General features: G+C 71.3%; 18 protein-coding genes. 12 read left to right on the plus strand and 6 right to left on the minus strand.

From position 1 onward, the window contains the following. Positions 1 to 189: 189 nt before the first annotated feature. Positions 190 to 513: a hypothetical protein gene (locus tag DRV96_RS13330; protein ID WP_119291916.1), complete on the minus strand. Its 324-nt coding sequence runs from the start codon at positions 511 to 513 to the stop codon at positions 190 to 192. Positions 514 to 637: 124 nt separating this feature from the next. Beyond that, a complete protein-coding gene (locus tag DRV96_RS13335; RefSeq protein ID WP_119291918.1) occupies positions 638 to 976 on the minus strand; it encodes a YkgJ family cysteine cluster protein in 339 nt (112 codons plus the stop codon). A gap of 113 nt (positions 977 to 1,089) precedes the next feature. Between DRV96_RS13335 and DRV96_RS13340 the strand changes: the two genes are divergently transcribed. Both DRV96_RS13340 and DRV96_RS18415 read left to right on the plus strand, forming a co-directional pair. Beyond that, positions 1,090 to 2,985, plus strand: a complete 1,896-nt coding sequence (locus DRV96_RS13340) for a propionate--CoA ligase (RefSeq protein ID WP_119291920.1) — start codon at positions 1,090 to 1,092, stop codon at positions 2,983 to 2,985. A 94-nt stretch (positions 2,986 to 3,079) separates the two neighbouring features. Beyond that, positions 3,080 to 3,634 carry a hypothetical protein gene (locus DRV96_RS18415; RefSeq protein WP_210757046.1) on the plus strand — a complete coding sequence of 185 codons (555 nt, stop codon included), beginning with the start codon at positions 3,080 to 3,082 and terminating at the stop codon, positions 3,632 to 3,634. A gap of 66 nt (positions 3,635 to 3,700) precedes the next feature. Here the strand turns inward: DRV96_RS18415 and DRV96_RS13350 are convergent, their stop codons facing one another. The 3 genes from DRV96_RS13350 to DRV96_RS13360 all read right to left on the minus strand — a co-directional run bounded on the left by DRV96_RS13350 (position 3,701) and on the right by DRV96_RS13360 (position 6,515). Next, a complete protein-coding gene (locus DRV96_RS13350) occupies positions 3,701 to 5,338 on the minus strand; it encodes a PhoH family protein (protein ID WP_119291924.1) in 1,638 nt (545 codons plus the stop codon). A 185-nt stretch (positions 5,339 to 5,523) separates the two neighbouring features. Beyond that, complete coding sequence (locus tag DRV96_RS13355) at positions 5,524 to 6,000, minus strand: peroxiredoxin (protein WP_119292016.1); 477 nt, start codon at positions 5,998 to 6,000, stop codon at positions 5,524 to 5,526. A gap of 134 nt (positions 6,001 to 6,134) precedes the next feature. After that, the gene (locus DRV96_RS13360) at positions 6,135 to 6,515 is read right to left on the minus strand and encodes an Mth938-like domain-containing protein (RefSeq protein ID WP_119291926.1); all 381 of its coding nucleotides are present in this window, start codon (positions 6,513 to 6,515) and stop codon (positions 6,135 to 6,137) included. Positions 6,516 to 6,576: 61 nt separating this feature from the next. Between DRV96_RS13360 and DRV96_RS13365 the strand changes: the two genes are divergently transcribed. From DRV96_RS13365 to DRV96_RS13395, 7 genes are read left to right on the plus strand one after another with little or no spacing between them, the layout of a single operon-like run. Next, the gene (locus DRV96_RS13365; protein ID WP_119291928.1) at positions 6,577 to 7,803 is read left to right on the plus strand and encodes a pyridoxal phosphate-dependent aminotransferase; all 1,227 of its coding nucleotides are present in this window, start codon (positions 6,577 to 6,579) and stop codon (positions 7,801 to 7,803) included. 8 nt (positions 7,804 to 7,811) lie between these two features. Then, positions 7,812 to 9,191, plus strand: a complete 1,380-nt coding sequence (locus DRV96_RS13370; protein WP_119291930.1) for a homoserine dehydrogenase — start codon at positions 7,812 to 7,814, stop codon at positions 9,189 to 9,191. Beyond that, the gene (gene thrC, locus DRV96_RS13375) at positions 9,188 to 10,597 is read left to right on the plus strand and encodes a threonine synthase (protein ID WP_119291933.1); all 1,410 of its coding nucleotides are present in this window, start codon (positions 9,188 to 9,190) and stop codon (positions 10,595 to 10,597) included. Before DRV96_RS13370 ends, thrC begins: the two co-directional genes overlap by 4 nt. Positions 10,598 to 10,610: 13 nt before the next feature. Beyond that, positions 10,611 to 11,153 (plus strand): molybdopterin-guanine dinucleotide biosynthesis protein B, encoded by a 543-nt coding sequence (gene mobB / locus DRV96_RS13380; protein WP_119291935.1) that lies wholly within the window; start codon positions 10,611 to 10,613, stop codon positions 11,151 to 11,153. Between the two features lie 4 nt (positions 11,154 to 11,157). Further along, entirely contained in the window at positions 11,158 to 12,414 is a 1,257-nt protein-coding gene (locus tag DRV96_RS13385) for a molybdopterin molybdotransferase MoeA (protein WP_119291937.1), read from the plus strand. Further along, positions 12,411 to 12,662 carry a molybdopterin converting factor subunit 1 gene (gene moaD, locus DRV96_RS13390; RefSeq protein ID WP_119291939.1) on the plus strand — a complete coding sequence of 84 codons (252 nt, stop codon included), beginning with the start codon at positions 12,411 to 12,413 and terminating at the stop codon, positions 12,660 to 12,662. The genes DRV96_RS13385 and moaD overlap by 4 nt, the downstream gene beginning before the upstream one ends. A gap of 3 nt (positions 12,663 to 12,665) precedes the next feature. After that, positions 12,666 to 13,139 carry a molybdenum cofactor biosynthesis protein MoaE gene (locus tag DRV96_RS13395; protein WP_119291941.1) on the plus strand — a complete coding sequence of 158 codons (474 nt, stop codon included), beginning with the start codon at positions 12,666 to 12,668 and terminating at the stop codon, positions 13,137 to 13,139. A gap of 18 nt (positions 13,140 to 13,157) precedes the next feature. Here DRV96_RS13395 and DRV96_RS13400 read toward each other — a convergent pair whose 3' ends face one another. Beyond that, positions 13,158 to 13,601 carry a MarR family winged helix-turn-helix transcriptional regulator gene (locus DRV96_RS13400; protein ID WP_119291943.1) on the minus strand — a complete coding sequence of 148 codons (444 nt, stop codon included), beginning with the start codon at positions 13,599 to 13,601 and terminating at the stop codon, positions 13,158 to 13,160. Between the two features lie 62 nt (positions 13,602 to 13,663). Between DRV96_RS13400 and DRV96_RS13405 the strand changes: the two genes are divergently transcribed. From DRV96_RS13405 to DRV96_RS13415, 3 genes are read left to right on the plus strand one after another with little or no spacing between them, the layout of a single operon-like run. Then, positions 13,664 to 14,185 (plus strand): flavin reductase family protein, encoded by a 522-nt coding sequence (locus DRV96_RS13405; protein WP_119291945.1) that lies wholly within the window; start codon positions 13,664 to 13,666, stop codon positions 14,183 to 14,185. Next, complete coding sequence (locus DRV96_RS13410; RefSeq protein WP_119291947.1) at positions 14,182 to 15,231, plus strand: 2,5-dihydroxypyridine 5,6-dioxygenase NicX family protein; 1,050 nt, start codon at positions 14,182 to 14,184, stop codon at positions 15,229 to 15,231. The genes DRV96_RS13405 and DRV96_RS13410 overlap by 4 nt, the downstream gene beginning before the upstream one ends. Next, complete coding sequence (locus tag DRV96_RS13415; RefSeq protein ID WP_336470520.1) at positions 15,228 to 16,058, plus strand: alpha/beta fold hydrolase; 831 nt, start codon at positions 15,228 to 15,230, stop codon at positions 16,056 to 16,058. The genes DRV96_RS13410 and DRV96_RS13415 overlap by 4 nt, the downstream gene beginning before the upstream one ends. Positions 16,059 to 16,061: the final 3 nt, after the last annotated feature.

A 16,061-nucleotide genomic window follows, 5' to 3' on the forward strand; every position in this document is an offset into this window, starting at 1 on the left:
ATGCTCAAGCGGCTGATCGCCAACATCGGCGCGGCCTTGCAGCACGTTCGGTCAGCTGCGGAGCAGTTCAAGGACCTCGACCGCTGGGGCTGCCTGCTGCGCTACGTCAGCGACCGCATAGCCCCGATCGTCGGCCCACCACGACCCGCGGCTGGCCTGCCAGCGACGGGGTAACTGCCGGATTTAGGGTCAGTGATCCTCGAGGCGCGTGTGCGTCTCTTCGGCGGGTTCGCCGGTCTCGGGGTCGATCCAGTCGGCGATGCCGAGCTCTTCCTCGGCTTCCTGCAGCGTCTCGCCGGGCTCGACCCCCTCGTCGTCGTCGGCGGCGAGCATGTCGGCGCGCGCCTCCTCGGCGGTCTCGAAGGGGCCGAACTGGTTCTTGCCGTCGGGGGCAAGCCAGTACCAGCCGTCGGGGTGCTGCACCAGGCCTTCGCTGTCGGGCGGCGTCAGGTCGTCGGGAAGCACCGCCTCGGGGGCCGGTTCGGGGGCTTTCGTCTTGCGCGGCGAGGCCATGATGGTCACGATCCTTTCTGGGCCGCGATGCTAACGCGCGTCACGAACGCGTCCTTGTCCGAGGTCAACGGCTGCCGGCGCGCTTGAGCGCGCGCGCCGTGCCGGTGTCCGAAGGGCGAGCGGCTCAGTGCGGCAACGGCGGCAGGCCGTGGTGCGCGCGGGCGCGGTCGCAGGCGTCGTCGCCGAGGCCCAGCGGCGCGCGCAGCCCGAACTCGCGGCACGGCGACGGGCGCCACTCGTGGATCGCGCAGCGCACGCGCTCGCCGACGCGGCCCACCAGCGCCGCGCAGCGCGGCGGCTGGTGGTCGGTGCCGCGCAGGCGGCAGGTGGCGCCGCCGAGGTCGACGGCCAGCCCGTCGGGCACGGTGCCGCCTTCGCTGTGCAGCTCGGCGCGCGCGAAGTCGACGCGAAAGCTCGCGCAGCAGGCGCCGCAGCGGGTGCAGGGGTTGTCGGCGGCGGTCATCGTCGCCGATCATCGCCGATGCCGCAGCAGCGGGCTGCGGCGTCAGGCCGACGCAAGCGCCGGCCTCAAAATCGGCCGTCGAAATCCACACGAAGATCCCGAGGAGACGCCGCATGTCGTACGCCGACTTCCACCGCCGCTCGATCACCGACCGCGACGCGTTCTGGGCCGAGCAGGCGACGCTGATCGACTGGCACCGCCCGTTCACGCAGGTCTGCGACTACTCGAACCCGCCGTTCGCGAAGTGGTTCGTCGGCGGCCAGACCAACCTGTGCCACAACGCGGTCGACCGGCACGTCGCCACGCGCGGGGCGCAGAACGCGCTGATCTGGGTCTCGACCGAGGTCGACAAGGAGGTCGTCTACAGCTTCGCCGAGCTGCACGCCGAGGTGCAGCGCACCGCGGCGATGCTGCTCGAGCTCGGCGTCAAGGCCGGCGACCGCGTGCTGATCTACATGCCGATGATCCCCGAGGCGGTGTTCGCGATGCTCGCGTGCACGCGCATCGGTGCGCTGCACTCGGTCGTGTTCGGCGGCTTCGCGAGCGTGAGCCTCGCCAGCCGCATCGACGACGCCGAGCCGACCGTGATCGTCAGCGCCGACGCCGGCAGCCGCGGCGGCAAGGTCGTGGCCTACAAGCCGCTGCTCGACGAGGCGATCCGCCTGGCGAAGCACAAGCCGGCCAAGGTGCTGCTCGTCGACCGCGGGCTGAGCCCGATGGAACGCGTGGCCGGGCGCGACGTCGACTATGCGCCACTGCGCGGCAAGCACATGGCCGCGCAGGTGCCGTGCACCTGGGTCGAGTCGACGCACCCGAGCTACACGCTCTACACGAGTGGCACCACCGGCAAGCCCAAGGGCGTGCAGCGCGACACCGGCGGCTACGCGGTGGCGCTCGCGGCGAGCATGAAGCACATCTTCCTCGGCGCGCCGGGCGAGACGTACTTCTCCACCAGCGACATCGGCTGGGTCGTCGGCCACAGCTACATCGTCTATGGGCCGCTGATCGCCGGCATGGCGACGATCCTCTACGAGGGCCTGCCGATCCGCCCCGACGCCGGCATCTGGTGGAGCCTGGTCGAGAAGTACAAGGTCACGTCGATGTTCAGCGCGCCCACCGCGGTGCGCGTGCTGAAGAAGCAGGATCCGGCGTACCTGAAGAAGTACGACCTGTCGAGCCTGAAGGCGCTGTTCCTCGCCGGCGAACCGCTCGACGAACCCACCGCGAAGTGGATCGCCGAGGCGATCGGACGGCCGATCGTCGACAACTACTGGCAGACCGAGACCGGCTGGCCGATCCTGACGATCTGCAACGGCGTCGAGCCGGCGCCGAGCAAGTTCGGTTCGCCGGGCAAGCCGGTGTACGGCTACGACGTCAAGCTGATCGATGAGAACACCGGGCAGGAGCTCACGGGCGCGAACCAGAAGGGCGTCGTCGCGATCGAGGGGCCGCTGCCCCCGGGCTGCATGCAGACCGTCTGGCGCGACGACGCGCGCTTCGTCAACACGTACTGGAAGAGCATCCCGGGCCGGCTCGTCTACAGCACGTTCGACTGGGGCATCCGCGACGAGGACGGCTACTTCTTCATCCTCGGGCGCACCGACGACGTGATCAACGTCGCCGGGCACCGGCTCGGCACGCGCGAGATCGAGGAGAGCATCTCGAGCCACCCGGCGGTGGCCGAGGTGGCGGTGGTCGGCGTCGCCGACCCGCTCAAGGGCCAAGTCGCGATGGCGTTCGCGGTGCTGAAAGATCCATCGAAGGCGGCGACGCCGGCCGACGCGCTGAAGCTCGAAGGCGAGATCATGAAGACCGTCGACGAGCAGCTCGGCGCGGTCGCCAGGCCCGCGCGCGTGCGCTTCGTCACCGTGCTGCCGAAGACGCGCTCGGGCAAGCTGCTGCGCCGCGCGATCCAGGCCGTGTGCGAGGGGCGCGACCCCGGCGACCTGACGACGATCGAGGATCCGAGCGCGTTGCAGCAGGTCAAGGACCTGATCGGGCAGCGGTGAGCCTTCAAGGATGGCCGACCCGGCCTCGGCGCCGGCGTTGACAGGCTGCGCGGGCGGGACTAGCCTGCGGCGGCGATCCACGAAGGAGACTGCGATGCGTCCCGTGAAAAAACCGCCCCGTCCACGCCTTCTCGCCATTGCCGTCGCCGCGGCTTTGGGCAGCACTGGGCCTGTCGCCGCCAAGGACGACAGCCAGTGGTATGCCGGCATCCTGCTGCAGTTCGACACCGTCATCAAGCCGGCTGCCGTGATCGGCTGGCGCAAGGCCAATGTCGACAGCGACGGCAAGCCGAGCGGGGCCGACATCGGTGTCCAGTTCTGGACCGACGGCCTGCACGCGGCGCGGCTGCAGGGGTTCAAGGGTGACCGCTGTCTGCAAGGGCAGCTGGGCGTCGGCTACAACTTCAAGAAGACCACGCCGCTGCTGACCGGCGGCGTGCACGGCAACCACTGGTTCGCTGGTGCGGACTTCACGCTCAACGACCGCGCACTGAGCCCTTACGTGGGTCTCGACACGATCGGCTGCTACGACAAGCCGTCAGCTCCGCCGCCTCCGCCGCCTCCGCCGCCTCCGCCGCCTCCGCCGCCTCCGCCGCCTCCGCCGCCTCCGCCGCCTCCGCCGCCGGCAGAGCCCCCCGCAGTGGAGTAGGCGTAGTTAGGGTCATGCCGGTTGCCTCCGCGTCCGCAGCGCCGGACGCGGGCAGGTCCTCGCGCGCTACAGCACGTCGCTCGCGTAGTCCGCCAGCCGCGAGCGCTCGCCGCGCGCGAGCATCAGGTGGCCGCTGTGCGGCCAGCCCTTGAAGCGGTCGACGACGTAGGTCAGGCCCGAGCTGCCTTCGGTCAGGTACGGCGTGTCGATCTGCGCGAGGTTGCCCAGGCAGACGATCTTCGTGCCCGGGCCGGCACGCGTGACGAGCGTCTTCATCTGCTTGGGCGTCAGGTTCTGCGCCTCGTCGATGATGACGAACTTGCTCAGGAACGTGCGCCCGCGCATGAAGTTCAGGCTCTTGATCTTGATCTTCGCGCGCACGAGGTCGTTGGTCGCGGCGCGGCCCCACTCGCCGGCGCCGCTGTCGCTGCGCGCGAGCACCTCGAGGTTGTCGTCGAGCGCGCCCATCCACGGGCCCATCTTCTCTTCCTCGGTGCCGGGCAGGAACCCGATGTCCTCGCCGAGCGGCACCGTCACGCGCGTGACGATGATCTCGCTGTAGCGCCGCTCGTCGAGCACCTGGCTCAGCCCCGCGGCCAGCGTCATCAGTGTCTTGCCGGTGCCCGCCGTGCCGGTCAGCGTGATGAAGTCGACCTCGGGGTCCATCAGCAGGTTCAGCGCGAAGTTCTGCTCGCGGTTGCGCGCCGTGATGCCCCACACGGCGTTCTTCTGGTGCGTGTAGTCCTTCAGCGTCTTGAGCACCGCGGTCTTGCCGGTGATCTCGGTCACGCGCGCATACAGCGGCGCGGCGCCGGGTGTCTCGAGGTAGACGAACTGGTTGACGAGCAGCGCGGGCACGAGCGGCCCCGCGATGCGGTAGAAGGTGTGGCCGCCTTGCTGCCAGCTCTCCATCGTCTTGCCGTGGCGCTCCCAGAAGTCGGAGGGCAGCGGCAGCACGCCGGTGTAGAGCAGGTCGCCGTCTTCGAGCGTCTTGTCGTTGAAGTAGTCCTCGGCGGCCAGCCCGAGCGCGCGCGCCTTGACGCGCATGTTGATGTCCTTCGACACCAGCACGACGTCGCGGCCCGGGTGCGCCTCGCGCAGCGCCGCCACGACGGCCAGGATCTGGTTGTCGGCCTTGCCCTGCGGCAGCGCCGCGGGCAGCTTGCTGTCGAGCAGCGTGGTCTGGAAGAACAGCCGCCCTCCGGCCTCGCGGTGCCCCGTCTTGGCCAGCGGGATGCCGTCGGCCGGCGCCAGCGCGCCGTCGGCGGCGAGCGCGTCGAGCTCGCGGCTGACCTGACGCACGTTGCGCGCGACCTCGCTCATGCCCTTTTTGTGGCCGTCGAGTTCCTCGAGCGTGATCAGCGGCAGGTAGATGTCGTGTTCCTCGAAGCGGAACAGGCTCATCGGATCGTGCATCAGCACGTTGGTGTCCAGGACGAACAGCTTCGGCGGTCCCTCGGCGCGTGGCTTGCGTGCACGCGCTGCCGGCCGCGTCGGCGGCTGCGTGGGGGCGGGGCGGGCCGCCTCGGGGCGGGCCGCGGGGGCCGTGGCGGCGGCGTCGAGCAGGTCGAGCACCGTGGTGTCGGCGTCGGTGCGCGGCGTGCCACCGAGGGTGCGCTTGGCCGTCTTCGGCGCGGCCTGGGATTCGAAGTCAGCGGGCGAGAGCAGGGCGGCTTTGCGGGCGGGTGGCTTCGGCAGGGGCATGGAGGGGCGTCGACTCGGTGCAGAAAACGAAAAAGCCGCCCAGTCGGCTGGGCGGCTTCGGCGGACGGCGCGCAAATTCGCGACTCACGCAGCCATTATGCACACCGCCCGGCGGCGTGCAGCACGGCCCGCGCCAATGCGAACGGGCCCCGCAGGGCCCGTCGTCATGGTCGACGCGTGCGCCGTCAGGCCGGCTGCTTCAGGCTCTTGACGGCCTTGAGCACTTCGTCGACGTGGCCGGCGACCTTGATGCCGCGCCACTCGGCGCGCAGCACGCCGTCGGGGCCGATCAGGAAGGTGCTGCGCTCGATGCCCTTGACCTTCTTGCCGTACATGATCTTGTTCTTGACGACACCGAACATGTGGCACAGCTTCTCTTCGGTGTCGGCAATCAGCTCGAACGGCAGCTCGAGGTTGGCCTTGAAGCGCTCGTGCGAGGCCATGTTGTCGCGCGAGACGCCGAACACGACCGCACCGGCCTTCACGAACTCCTTGTGACGGTCGCGAAACTGCATCGCCTCCGTCGTGCAGCCGGGCGTGTTGTCCTTCGGGTAGAAGTACAGCACGATGGCCTTGCCCGCGAACGCCTGCGGCGAGAACTTGACGCCGCCGGTGGCGGACGCTTCGAATTCGGGGAGGGGCTTGTTCAGGGCGGGCGTCATGGGCGGGCGGGTCTCGGCTTCGTGGCGGGCGCTGAGCAGTGCACGCGGCAGGCGCAACCGCGAACACAATCACAAATTATAGGGGCGCTGGCCCTTCGCGCCCCGGCCGCAGCCCCTGCGGCACGGCACGGCGCTCAGCCGCCGGGTTCGATCAGCAGCGCCGCCGCGACCATGCGCCCCTCGCTGGCCAGAACGTTGTAGGTGCGGCAGGCGGCGCCGGTGTCCATCGTCTCGACGCCGATGCGCCGCTCGATCAACGCGCGCTGCAGTGCGGGCGCGACGAAACGCAGGCGCGTTCCCGACCCGAAGATGACGACCTCGGGCTGCAGCGCGATCAGCTGCTCGAAATGCGCCGCGGTCAGGTCGGCCAGCCGCTGCACCGGCCAGGCGACGGCGTCACCGCGCCAGGGCACCAGCACGCTCGAACGCCACTCGGTGGCGTTGACCCACACCCGCCCGGCGTCGTGGCGCGAAATGACGTTGACGCCGTCGAGCCGGTCGGGCTGGAACTTCATACCAGATAATTCTAGGTCCGCCGTGCCACGGCGCGTCCGCACCCGACCGGAGCCCCTTTCCGTGAAACCGATCGCCAAGTCCAGCAAGCTGGCCGACGTCTGCTACGACATCCGCGGGCCCGTGCTCGACAAGGCGCGGCAGATGGAGGAAGAAGGGCACAAGATCATCAAGCTCAACATCGGCAACCTCGCCGTGTTCGGCTTCGACCCGCCCGACGAGATCGTGCAGGACATGATCCGCAACCTGCCCAGCGCCGCGGGCTACACCGACAGCAAGGGGCTGTTCGCGCCGCGCAAGGCGGTCGTGCACTACACGCAGGAAAAGGGCATCCACGGCGTCACGGTCGACGACGTCTACCTCGGCAACGGCGCGTCGGAGCTGATCGTGATGGCGCTCAACGCGCTGCTCGACAACGGCGACGAGATCCTCGTGCCGGCGCCCGACTACCCGCTGTGGACCGCGGCGGTGTCGCTGTCGGGTGGGCGCCCCGTGCACTACCTGTGCGACGAGGGCGCCGGCTGGCTGCCCGACCTCGACGACATCCGGCGCAAGATCACGCCGAACACGCGCGGCATCGTCGTCATCAACCCGAACAACCCCACCGGGGCGCTGTACCCGCCCGAGCTGCTGAAGGAGATCGTCGAGATCGCGCGCCAGCACGAGCTGATCGTGTTCGCCGACGAGATCTACGACAAGACGCTGTACGACGGCAACACGCACACGAGCATCGCGTCGCTGGCCGACGACGTGCTGTTCGTGACCTTCAACGGCCTGAGCAAGAACTACCGCAGCTGCGGCTACCGCGCGGGCTGGATGGTCGTCAGCGGCGACAAGCGCGACGCGAAGGACTACATCGAGGGCCTGAACATGCTCGCATCGATGCGGCTGTGCGCAAACACGCCGGGCCAGCTCGCGATCCAGACCGCGCTCGGCGGCTACCAGAGCATCAAGGACCTCGTCGCGCCGGGCGGGCGGCTCACGCGCCAGCGCGATCTCGCGTGCGACCTGCTCGGCCAGATCCCGGGCGTCAGCGTCGTCAAGCCGAAGGCGGCGCTGTACATGTTCCCGCGCCTGGACCCGAAGATCTACCCGATCACCGACGACCAGCAGTTCGCCTACGACCTGCTCGCCGACGAGAAGGTGCTGATCGTGCAGGGCACCGGCTTCAACTGGCCCCAGCCCGACCACTTCCGCCTCGTGTTCCTGCCCAACTCCGACGATCTCGCCGAGGCCATCGGACGCATCGCCCGCTTCCTCGAGCACTACCGCAAGCGCCACACGGCCTGAGCCCGCCCATGACCCTCCGCCCCCCAGCGGCCACCAGCCTGGCCGCCGATCGACGCGACGTCGACGCCAAACCGATCCAGGTCGGCCTGCTCGGCATCGGCACCGTCGGCAGCGGCACGTTCAACGTGCTCGTGCGCAACCAGGCCGAGATCCGCCGCCGCGCCGGGCGCGGCATCGAGATCGCGATGGTCGCCGACCTCGACACCGCGCGCGCCGAAGCCATCGTCGGCGAGCGCGCGCGCGTCGTCGGCGACGCGCGCAAGGTCATCGCGAACCCCGACATCGACATCGTCGTCGAGCTGATCGGCGGCTACGGCATCGCGCGCACGCTGGTGCTCGAGGCGATCGCCGCCGGCAAACACGTCGTCACCGCCAACAAGGCGCTGCTCGCGGTGCACGGCAACGAAATCTTCGCCGCCGCGCGCGACAAGGGCGTGATGGTCGCGTTCGAGGCCGCGGTGGCCGGCGGCATCCCGATCATCAAGGCGCTGCGCGAGGGGCTGACGGCCAACCGCATCGAGTGGATCGCCGGCATCATCAACGGCACGACGAACTTCATCCTCAGCGAGATGCGCGACAAGGGGCTCGACTTCGACGTCGTGCTCAAGGAGGCGCAGCGGCTCGGCTACGCCGAGGCCGACCCGACGTTCGACATCGAGGGCATCGACGCCGCGCACAAGGCGACGATCATGAGCGCGATCGCGTTCGGCATCCCGGTGCAGTTCGACAAGGCGCACGTCGAGGGCATCACGAAGCTGCAGGCCGCCGACATCCGCTACGCCGAGCAGCTGGGCTACCGCATCAAGCTGCTGGGCATCACCAAGCGCCGCGACAACGGCATCGAGCTGCGCGTGCACCCGACGCTGGTGCCGGCGCGGCGGCTGATCGCCAACGTCGAGGGCGCGATGAACGCCGTCGTCGTGCAGGGCGACGCGGTGGGCACGACGCTGTACTACGGCAAGGGCGCGGGCAGCGAGCCGACCGCGTCGGCCGTGATCGCCGACCTCGTCGACGTCACGCGGCTGCACACCGCCGATCCCGACCACCGCGTGCCCCATCTGGCGTTCCAGCCCGAGGCGCTGGCCGACACGCCGATCCTGCCGATCGACGACGTCGTGACCTCGTTCTACCTGCGGCTGCAGGTGGCCGACCAGGCCGGCGTGCTGGCCAAGATCACCGGCATCCTCGCCGAGCACGTGATCTCGATCGACGCGCTGCTGCAGCGGCCGAGCCAGGACGTCGGGGCCGAAGGCGAGAACAAGACCGACGTCATCATCCTGACGCACGACACCGTCGAGGGCCAGATGCGCCGCGCGATCGCGCAGATGCAGACGCTGCCGACCGTGCTCGCGCCGATCGTCAGCCTGCGCAAGGAAGAGCTGGCGTGAAGTACTTGAGCACCCGCGGCGACACGACGCCGCGCGGCTTCTGCGACATCCTGCTCGAGGGCCTGGCGCCCGACGGCGGTCTGTACCTGCCGACGCACTACCCGCGCGTCGACGCCGCGACCCTGGCACGCTGGCGCGGCCTGCCGTACGCCGACCTCGCGTTCGAGATCCTGTCGCTGTACGTCGACGACATCCCGCCCGACGACCTGCGTGCGCTCGTGCGCAAGACCTACACGCGCGAGGTGTTCGGCACCGACGCGATCGTGCCGCTGAAGCCGCTCGGCGACGGGTTGTACCTGGAGGCGCTGTCCAACGGCCCGACGCTGGCGTTCAAGGACATGGCGATGCAGCTGCTCGGCAATCTCTTCGAGTACGAGCTCGCGCGCCGCGGCCAGCAGCTCAACATCCTCGGCGCGACGTCGGGCGACACCGGCAGCGCCGCCGAATACGCAATGCGCGGCAAGAAGGGCATCCGCGTGTTCATGCTCAGCCCGCACGGGCGCATGAGCCCGTTCCAGCAGGCGCAGATGTTCAGCCTGCAGGACCCGAACATCCACAACCTCGCGATCGAGGGCGTGTTCGACGACTGCCAGGACATCGTCAAGGCGGTCAGCAGCGACCTCGAATTCAAGCGCCGCTGGTCGATCGGCACCGTCAACTCGATCAACTGGGCGCGCCTGCTCGCGCAGGTCGTCTACTACTTCGCCGGCTACTTCCAGGCGACGAAGACCAACGACGAACGCGTCAGCTTCGCGGTGCCTTCGGGCAACTTCGGCAACATCTGCGCCGGCCACGTCGCGCGCATGATGGGGCTGCCGATCCACCGCCTCGTGTGCGCGACGAACGAGAACGACGTGCTCGACGAGTTCTTCCGCACTGGCACGTACCGGGTGCGCGCGAGCGCCGAGACGTTCGAGACCTCGAGCCCGTCGATGGACATCAGCAAGGCGAGCAACTTCGAGCGCTTCGTGTTCGACCTGCTCGGGCGCGACGCCGCGCGCACCGCCGAGCTGTTCGGCGTGCAGGTGCCCCAGCGTGGCGGCTTCACGCTCGCGCCCGACGAGTTCGCGCGCGTGCCGTCGTTCGGCTTCGTTTCGGGCCGCAGCACGCACGCCGACCGGCTCGCGACGATCCGCGACACCTGGCAGCGCCACGGCGTGATGATCGACACGCACACCGCCGACGGCCTGAGGGTCGCGCGCGAGCACCTCGACCCCGGCGTGCCGATGGTCGTGCTCGAGACGGCGCTGCCGGCCAAGTTCGCGGCGACGATCCGCGAGGCGCTCGGCCGCGAGCCCGAGCGGCCTCCCGGCTTCGAGGGCATCGAGGCCCTGCCCAAGCGCTTCACGGTGCTGCCGGCGCAGGTCGACGCGGTCAAGCGCTACATCGAGACGCACTGCGCGTGAGGCAGGTCGCCGCATGAAGGTGGTGGGCTTCTGCGGCCCGTCCGGCGTCGGCAAGACGACGCTGATCGAGGGTGTCGTCGCCGAGCTTCGTCGAGCGGGGCAGCGCGTGTCGGTGATCAAGCACGCGCACGTCGGCTTCGACCTCGACCGCCCGGGCAAGGACAGCCACCGCTTCCGCGAGGCCGGAGCGTTCGAGGTGCTCGTCGCGTCGCCGCGGCGCATGGCGCTGCTGCGCGAGTACGGCACCGAGGTCGAGCTCCCGGTGCACGACCTGCTCGCCGAGCTGATCGACGTCGACTGGGTGCTCGTCGAGGGCTTCAAGCACGCCGACATCATGAAGGTCGAGGTCTGGCGCGAGGAGGTCGCGGCACGCCGCGGCGACGCGCCGATCTATCCCGAAGACCCGTTCGTCGTCGCCGTCGCGACCGACCGCCCCGACGCGCTGCCCGTGCCGACGCTGCGCCCCGTCGTGCCGCTGGACGACGCCGCGGCGCTCGTCGCCGTCTTGCACGCCGCCGGCGACCGTCTCGACCACGACCGATCCCGCTTCGCCTGACGCCATGGCCGACACTGCCCGCCCCCCGCTGCTCAGCCTCGACGAAGCGCTCGCGCGCCTGGCCGCCGGCGCCGCTGCCGCGCGCATCGCCGAGACCGAGACCGTCTCGACCTTCGACGCGCTCGGGCGCGTGCTCGCCGCCGACGTCGTCTCGGCGATCGACGTGCCGCCGGCGGACAACACGTCGATGGACGGCTACGCGCTGCGCGCCGCCGACGCGCAGTCGGCCGACGTGGTGCTGCCGGTCGCGCAGCGCATCGCCGCCGGCCACGTCGGCCAGCCGCTCGAGCCCGGCGCCGCAGCGCGCATCTTCACCGGCGCGCAGATTCCGCCAGGCGCCGACGCCGTCGTGATGCAGGAACTCGTCGACGTCGTCGACGGCGGCATCCGCGTGCGCGAGGCGCCCAAGCCCGGACAGTGGATCCGCCGCCGCGGCGAGGACGTGCAGGCGGGGCGCACCGTGCTCGCCGCCGGCACGCGCCTCACGCCGCAGGCGCTCGGCCTGGCGGCCACGGTCGGTGCGGCGACGCTCGGCGTCGTGCGCCGGCCGCGCGTCGCGCTGTTTTCCACCGGCGACGAGCTGATCATGCCCGGCGCGGTGGCGCCGCAAGACTTGCCGCCCGGCGCGATCTACAACAGCAACCGCTTCACGCTGCGCGGCCTGCTGCAGGCCGCGGGCTGCGAGGTGACCGACCTCGGCATCGTGCCCGACCGGCTCGACGCGACGCGCACCGCGTTGCGCGAGGCCGCCGCCGGGCACGACCTGATCCTGACCTCGGGCGGCGTCTCGGTCGGCGAGGAAGACCACATCCGCCCGGCGCTCCAGGCCGAGGGCCGCGTCGAGCTGTGGCAAGTCGCGATCAAGCCGGGCAAGCCGCTCGCGTTCGGCGCGGTCCGCCGTCCGGCCGGGGCGGGCGAGGCGCTGTTCGTCGGCCTGCCGGGCAACCCGGTGTCGAGCTTCGTCACCTTCGTGCTCGCGGTGCACGCGGTGCTCAACGTGCTGCAAGGCGCCGAAGCGGCGCTGCCGCGCGCACTGCCGATGACCGCCGGCTTCGACTGGCCCAGGCCCGACAAGCGGCGCGAGTTCCTGCGCGTGCGCGTCGGCGCCGACGGCACGCTCGAGCTGTTTGCGAACCAGAGTTCGGGCGTGCTGACCTCGGTCGTATGGGCCGACGGGCTCGTGGACAACCCGCCGGGGCAGGCGATCCGCGCCGGCGATCGGGTACGCTACCTGCCGTTGTCGACGCTGATCGCCGGATGAAGCTCACGGTGCGTTACTTCGCCTCGCTGCGCGAGGCGCTTGGCCCGACCGAGGCGGTCGAGCTGGCCGCGCCGGCCACCGTCGGCGCGCTGCGCGATGCGCTGATCGCGCGCGGTGGTCGCCACGCCGAGGTGCTCGCGCGCACGCGCGCGGTGCGCTGTGCGCTGAACCACGCGATGGTCGACGAGGCCGCCGCGCTCGACGACGGCGCCGAAGTCGCCTTCTTCCCGCCGGTGACCGGGGGCTGAGCGGTGGCCGCGCGCGTGTCGATCCAGACCGAGGACTTCGACCTCTCGGCCGAAGTCGCCGCGCTGCGCGCGCACGACGCCGGCGTCGGCGCGGTCGCGGTTTTCGTCGGCACCGTGCGCGACCGCAACGACGGCGCGGGCGTCAGCCGCATGGAGCTCGAGCACTACCCGGGCATGACGGAGAAGGCGATCGAGGCGATGATCGACGAGGCGATGCGCCGCTTCGACATCCGCGCCGCGCGCGTCGTGCACCGCGTCGGGCCGCTGAACCCGACCGACCAGATCGTGCTCGTGGCCGTCACGTCGGCGCACCGCGGCCAGGCGTTCCAGGCCTGCGAGTTCCTGATGGACTACCTGAAGACGCAGGCGCCGTTTTGGAAGAAGGAGCACACGCCCGACGGTGCACGCTGGGTCGACGCGCGCGTGGCCGACGACGCCGCACTCGCGCGCTGGGGCATCGCGGCCAAGAACGCGTGAGCGCGGCGCGAGCCGCGCTCACGACGGTGGCTCGTCGGCATCGAAGCGGTCGATGATCGCGCGCAGCTGCCGCTGCAGCCGCTTGCGCTCGGCCGCTGGCACGTCGGCGAGCTGGCGTGCCTCGTGCGATGCGGCGGCGGCCAGCAGCGGCGCCACGCGCTCGCGCCCGGCGCGCGTCAGCGCCACGCGCGCGCGGCGCGCGTCGTCGGGGTCGGCGCGCCGCTCGATCCAGCCCTGCTGTGCCATGCGGTCCAGCGCCTTGGTCAGCGTCGGCTGCTTGGCCAGCACCTCGCGCGCGAGCGTGCCCACCGGCAGCGGCTCGCGGTCGGCGAGCACCGCCATCACGCGCCACTCGAGCGAACTCAGCCCCGCGTCGCGTACGCGCGGCTCGAAGCCGCGCCACAGCGCGTGACTGGCGCGCGCGAGCAGGTACACGAGGTGGTCGTCGAGGAACGGGCGCATCGCGGCGTGCGGGTTGGTGGCACTTGCGCGAGATCAATGAATTTTCATATATTAGCCGCACGATGGCCGCGTTGCCCAGCTCTCCGATCCCTGCTTCGACCGTGCCGCCGGCCAAGGGCGAGCTGCGCACCGCGCTCGGCCGCTTCGCCACCGGCGTGACGATCGTCACCTGCCGCGACGCGGCGGGCAGCGCCGTGGGGCTGACGTGCAACTCGTTCAACGCGCTGTCGCTCGAGCCGCCGCTCGTGCTGTGGTCGCTGCGCCGCGCGAGCCCGAGCCTGGCCGCGTTCACTGGCGCGGGCCACTTCGCCGTCAACGTGCTCGCTGAAGACCAGATCGAGCTGTCGCGCCGCTTCGCGAGCCCTGCGGCCGACAAGTTCGCCGACGGCGTCTGGCACGACGGCGCCGGCGGCGCGCCGCTGCTCGTCGGCGCCGCCGCGGTGTTCGAGTGCGCGCGCGAGGCGCACCAGGACGCCGGCGACCACGTGCTGTTCATCGGCCGCGTGCTGCGCCTGGCCGACGCCGCGCTGCCGCCGCTGGTGTTCCACGGCGGGCGCTATCACCTGCTGGGAGAGATCCTGTGACTGCCGACCTGCGTCTCGAGCCCCGCTGGATCGACGGCTTCGCACACGTGTTCGGGCTGTGCGCGGTGCAGCGCGGCGACGTGTGCGCCGTACTGTCGGAGTCGGCGAGCCGGCGCGACCTCGTGCAGCTCGCCGAACTCGGCCTTGCGCGGCTCGGCGCGCGCGTGTTCCACGTCGTGCTGCCGCAGCAGCCGGTGACGACGCCGGTGCCGGTGCGCTCGACCGGCGCGTCCGACGCGATCGGCGGGCTCGACGCCGTCGTCGCCGCGCTGGCCAGGTGCAGCTTCGTCGCCGACTGCACCGTCGAGGGCCTGATGCACGCGCCCGAGCTGCCCGCGATCCTCGCCGGCGGTGCGCGCGTGCTCTACGTCAGCCACGAGCACCCCGAGATCCTCGAGCGCTGCCTGCCGCAGCCCGGCGACGACGCGCCGGTGCGCGACGCGATGCGCCGGCTGAAGAGCGCCCGGCGCATGACGGTGACCTCGGCCGCCGGCACCGAGCTCGAGATCGGACTCGACGGCGCGCGCGTCGGCGGCGTGTGGGGCTTCACGAGCAAACCGGGCACGCTCGGCCACTGGCCCGGCGGGCTGGTGCTGGCGTTCCCGGCCGCGGGGCGTGTGCGCGGCACGCTGGTGCTCGACCGCGGCGACGTCAACCTGACGTTCAAGCGCTATCTCGCCGATCCGGTGCGCCTCGTGATCGACGACGACCACGTCGTCGACGTCGTCGGCGACTCGCCCGACGCGCAGATGATGCGCGGCCACTACGCCGCGTGGGCCGAGCACGAGGGCCACCGCGGCGCCTACGCGGTCAGCCACGTCGGCTGGGGGCTGAACCGCCGCGCACGCTGGGACGCGATGCTGTTCTACGACAAGGCCGACTTCAACGGCACCGAGCTGCGCGCGTTCGGCGGCAATTTCCTGTACTCGACCGGCGCCAACGAAGTCGCCGGCCGCCACACGCTCGGCCACTTCGACCTGCCGCTGCGCGGCTGCACCGTCGCGCTCGACGGCGAGGTCGTCGTCGACGCCGGGAGGCTGGTGTGACGCCGGTGCTCGTCACCGCGGCGCCGCTGGCGCACTGGCGCTGGGGTGCGGGCGACACCGCCGTCGTGATGCTGCACGGCGTGGGCGGCGGGCGCGACGCGTGGAGCGACGCCACCGGTGGCACCGGGGGCGTGCTCGCCGACGCCGGCTACCTCGCGATCGCGCCCGACCTGCCGGGCTATGGCGACTCGCCGACGGTCACCCCGTACACGATGGCCGCACTCGCCGAGGCCGTCGTCGCGCTCGTCGAGTCGATCGGCGCCGCGCGCACCGTGCTGGTCGGCCACAGCATGGGCGGCATGGTCGCGCAGGAGGTCGTCGCGACGCGCCCCGGCCTCGTGCACGCGCTCGTGCTCAGCGGCACGTCGCCCGCGTTCGGCAAGCCCGACGGCGACTGGCAGCGGCGCTTCCTCGCCGAGCGGCTCGCGCCGCTCGACGCCGGTCAGGGCATGGCCGCGCTCGCGCCCGGCTTGGCGCGCGGCATGGCCGCGCCCGATGCCGACCCGCAGCGCATCGCGCGCTGCGCCGCCGTGATGGCGCGCGTGCCCGAGGCCACCTACCGCGCCGCGCTGCACGCGATCGTCGGCTTCGACCGCCGCGCCGACCTGCCGCGCATCGCGGTGCCGACGCTGTGCCTGGCCGGCGAGTGCGACCGCAACGCGTCGCCCGCGGTGATGCAGCGCATGGCGCAGGCGATTCCCGGTGCCGAGTACCGCTGCCTGCCGGGCGTCGGCCACCTCGCCAACATGGAGGCGCCGGCGCCGTTCCACGCCGCGCTGCTCGACTTCCTGCGCCGCCACGTGCCGGTGGCGGCCGTGCACCCCTGACCG

It is taken from the genome of Azohydromonas sediminis (genome assembly GCF_003574675.1).
In the GTDB taxonomy this organism is placed as follows: Bacteria; Pseudomonadota; Gammaproteobacteria; order Burkholderiales; family Burkholderiaceae_C; genus Calidifontimicrobium; species Calidifontimicrobium sediminis.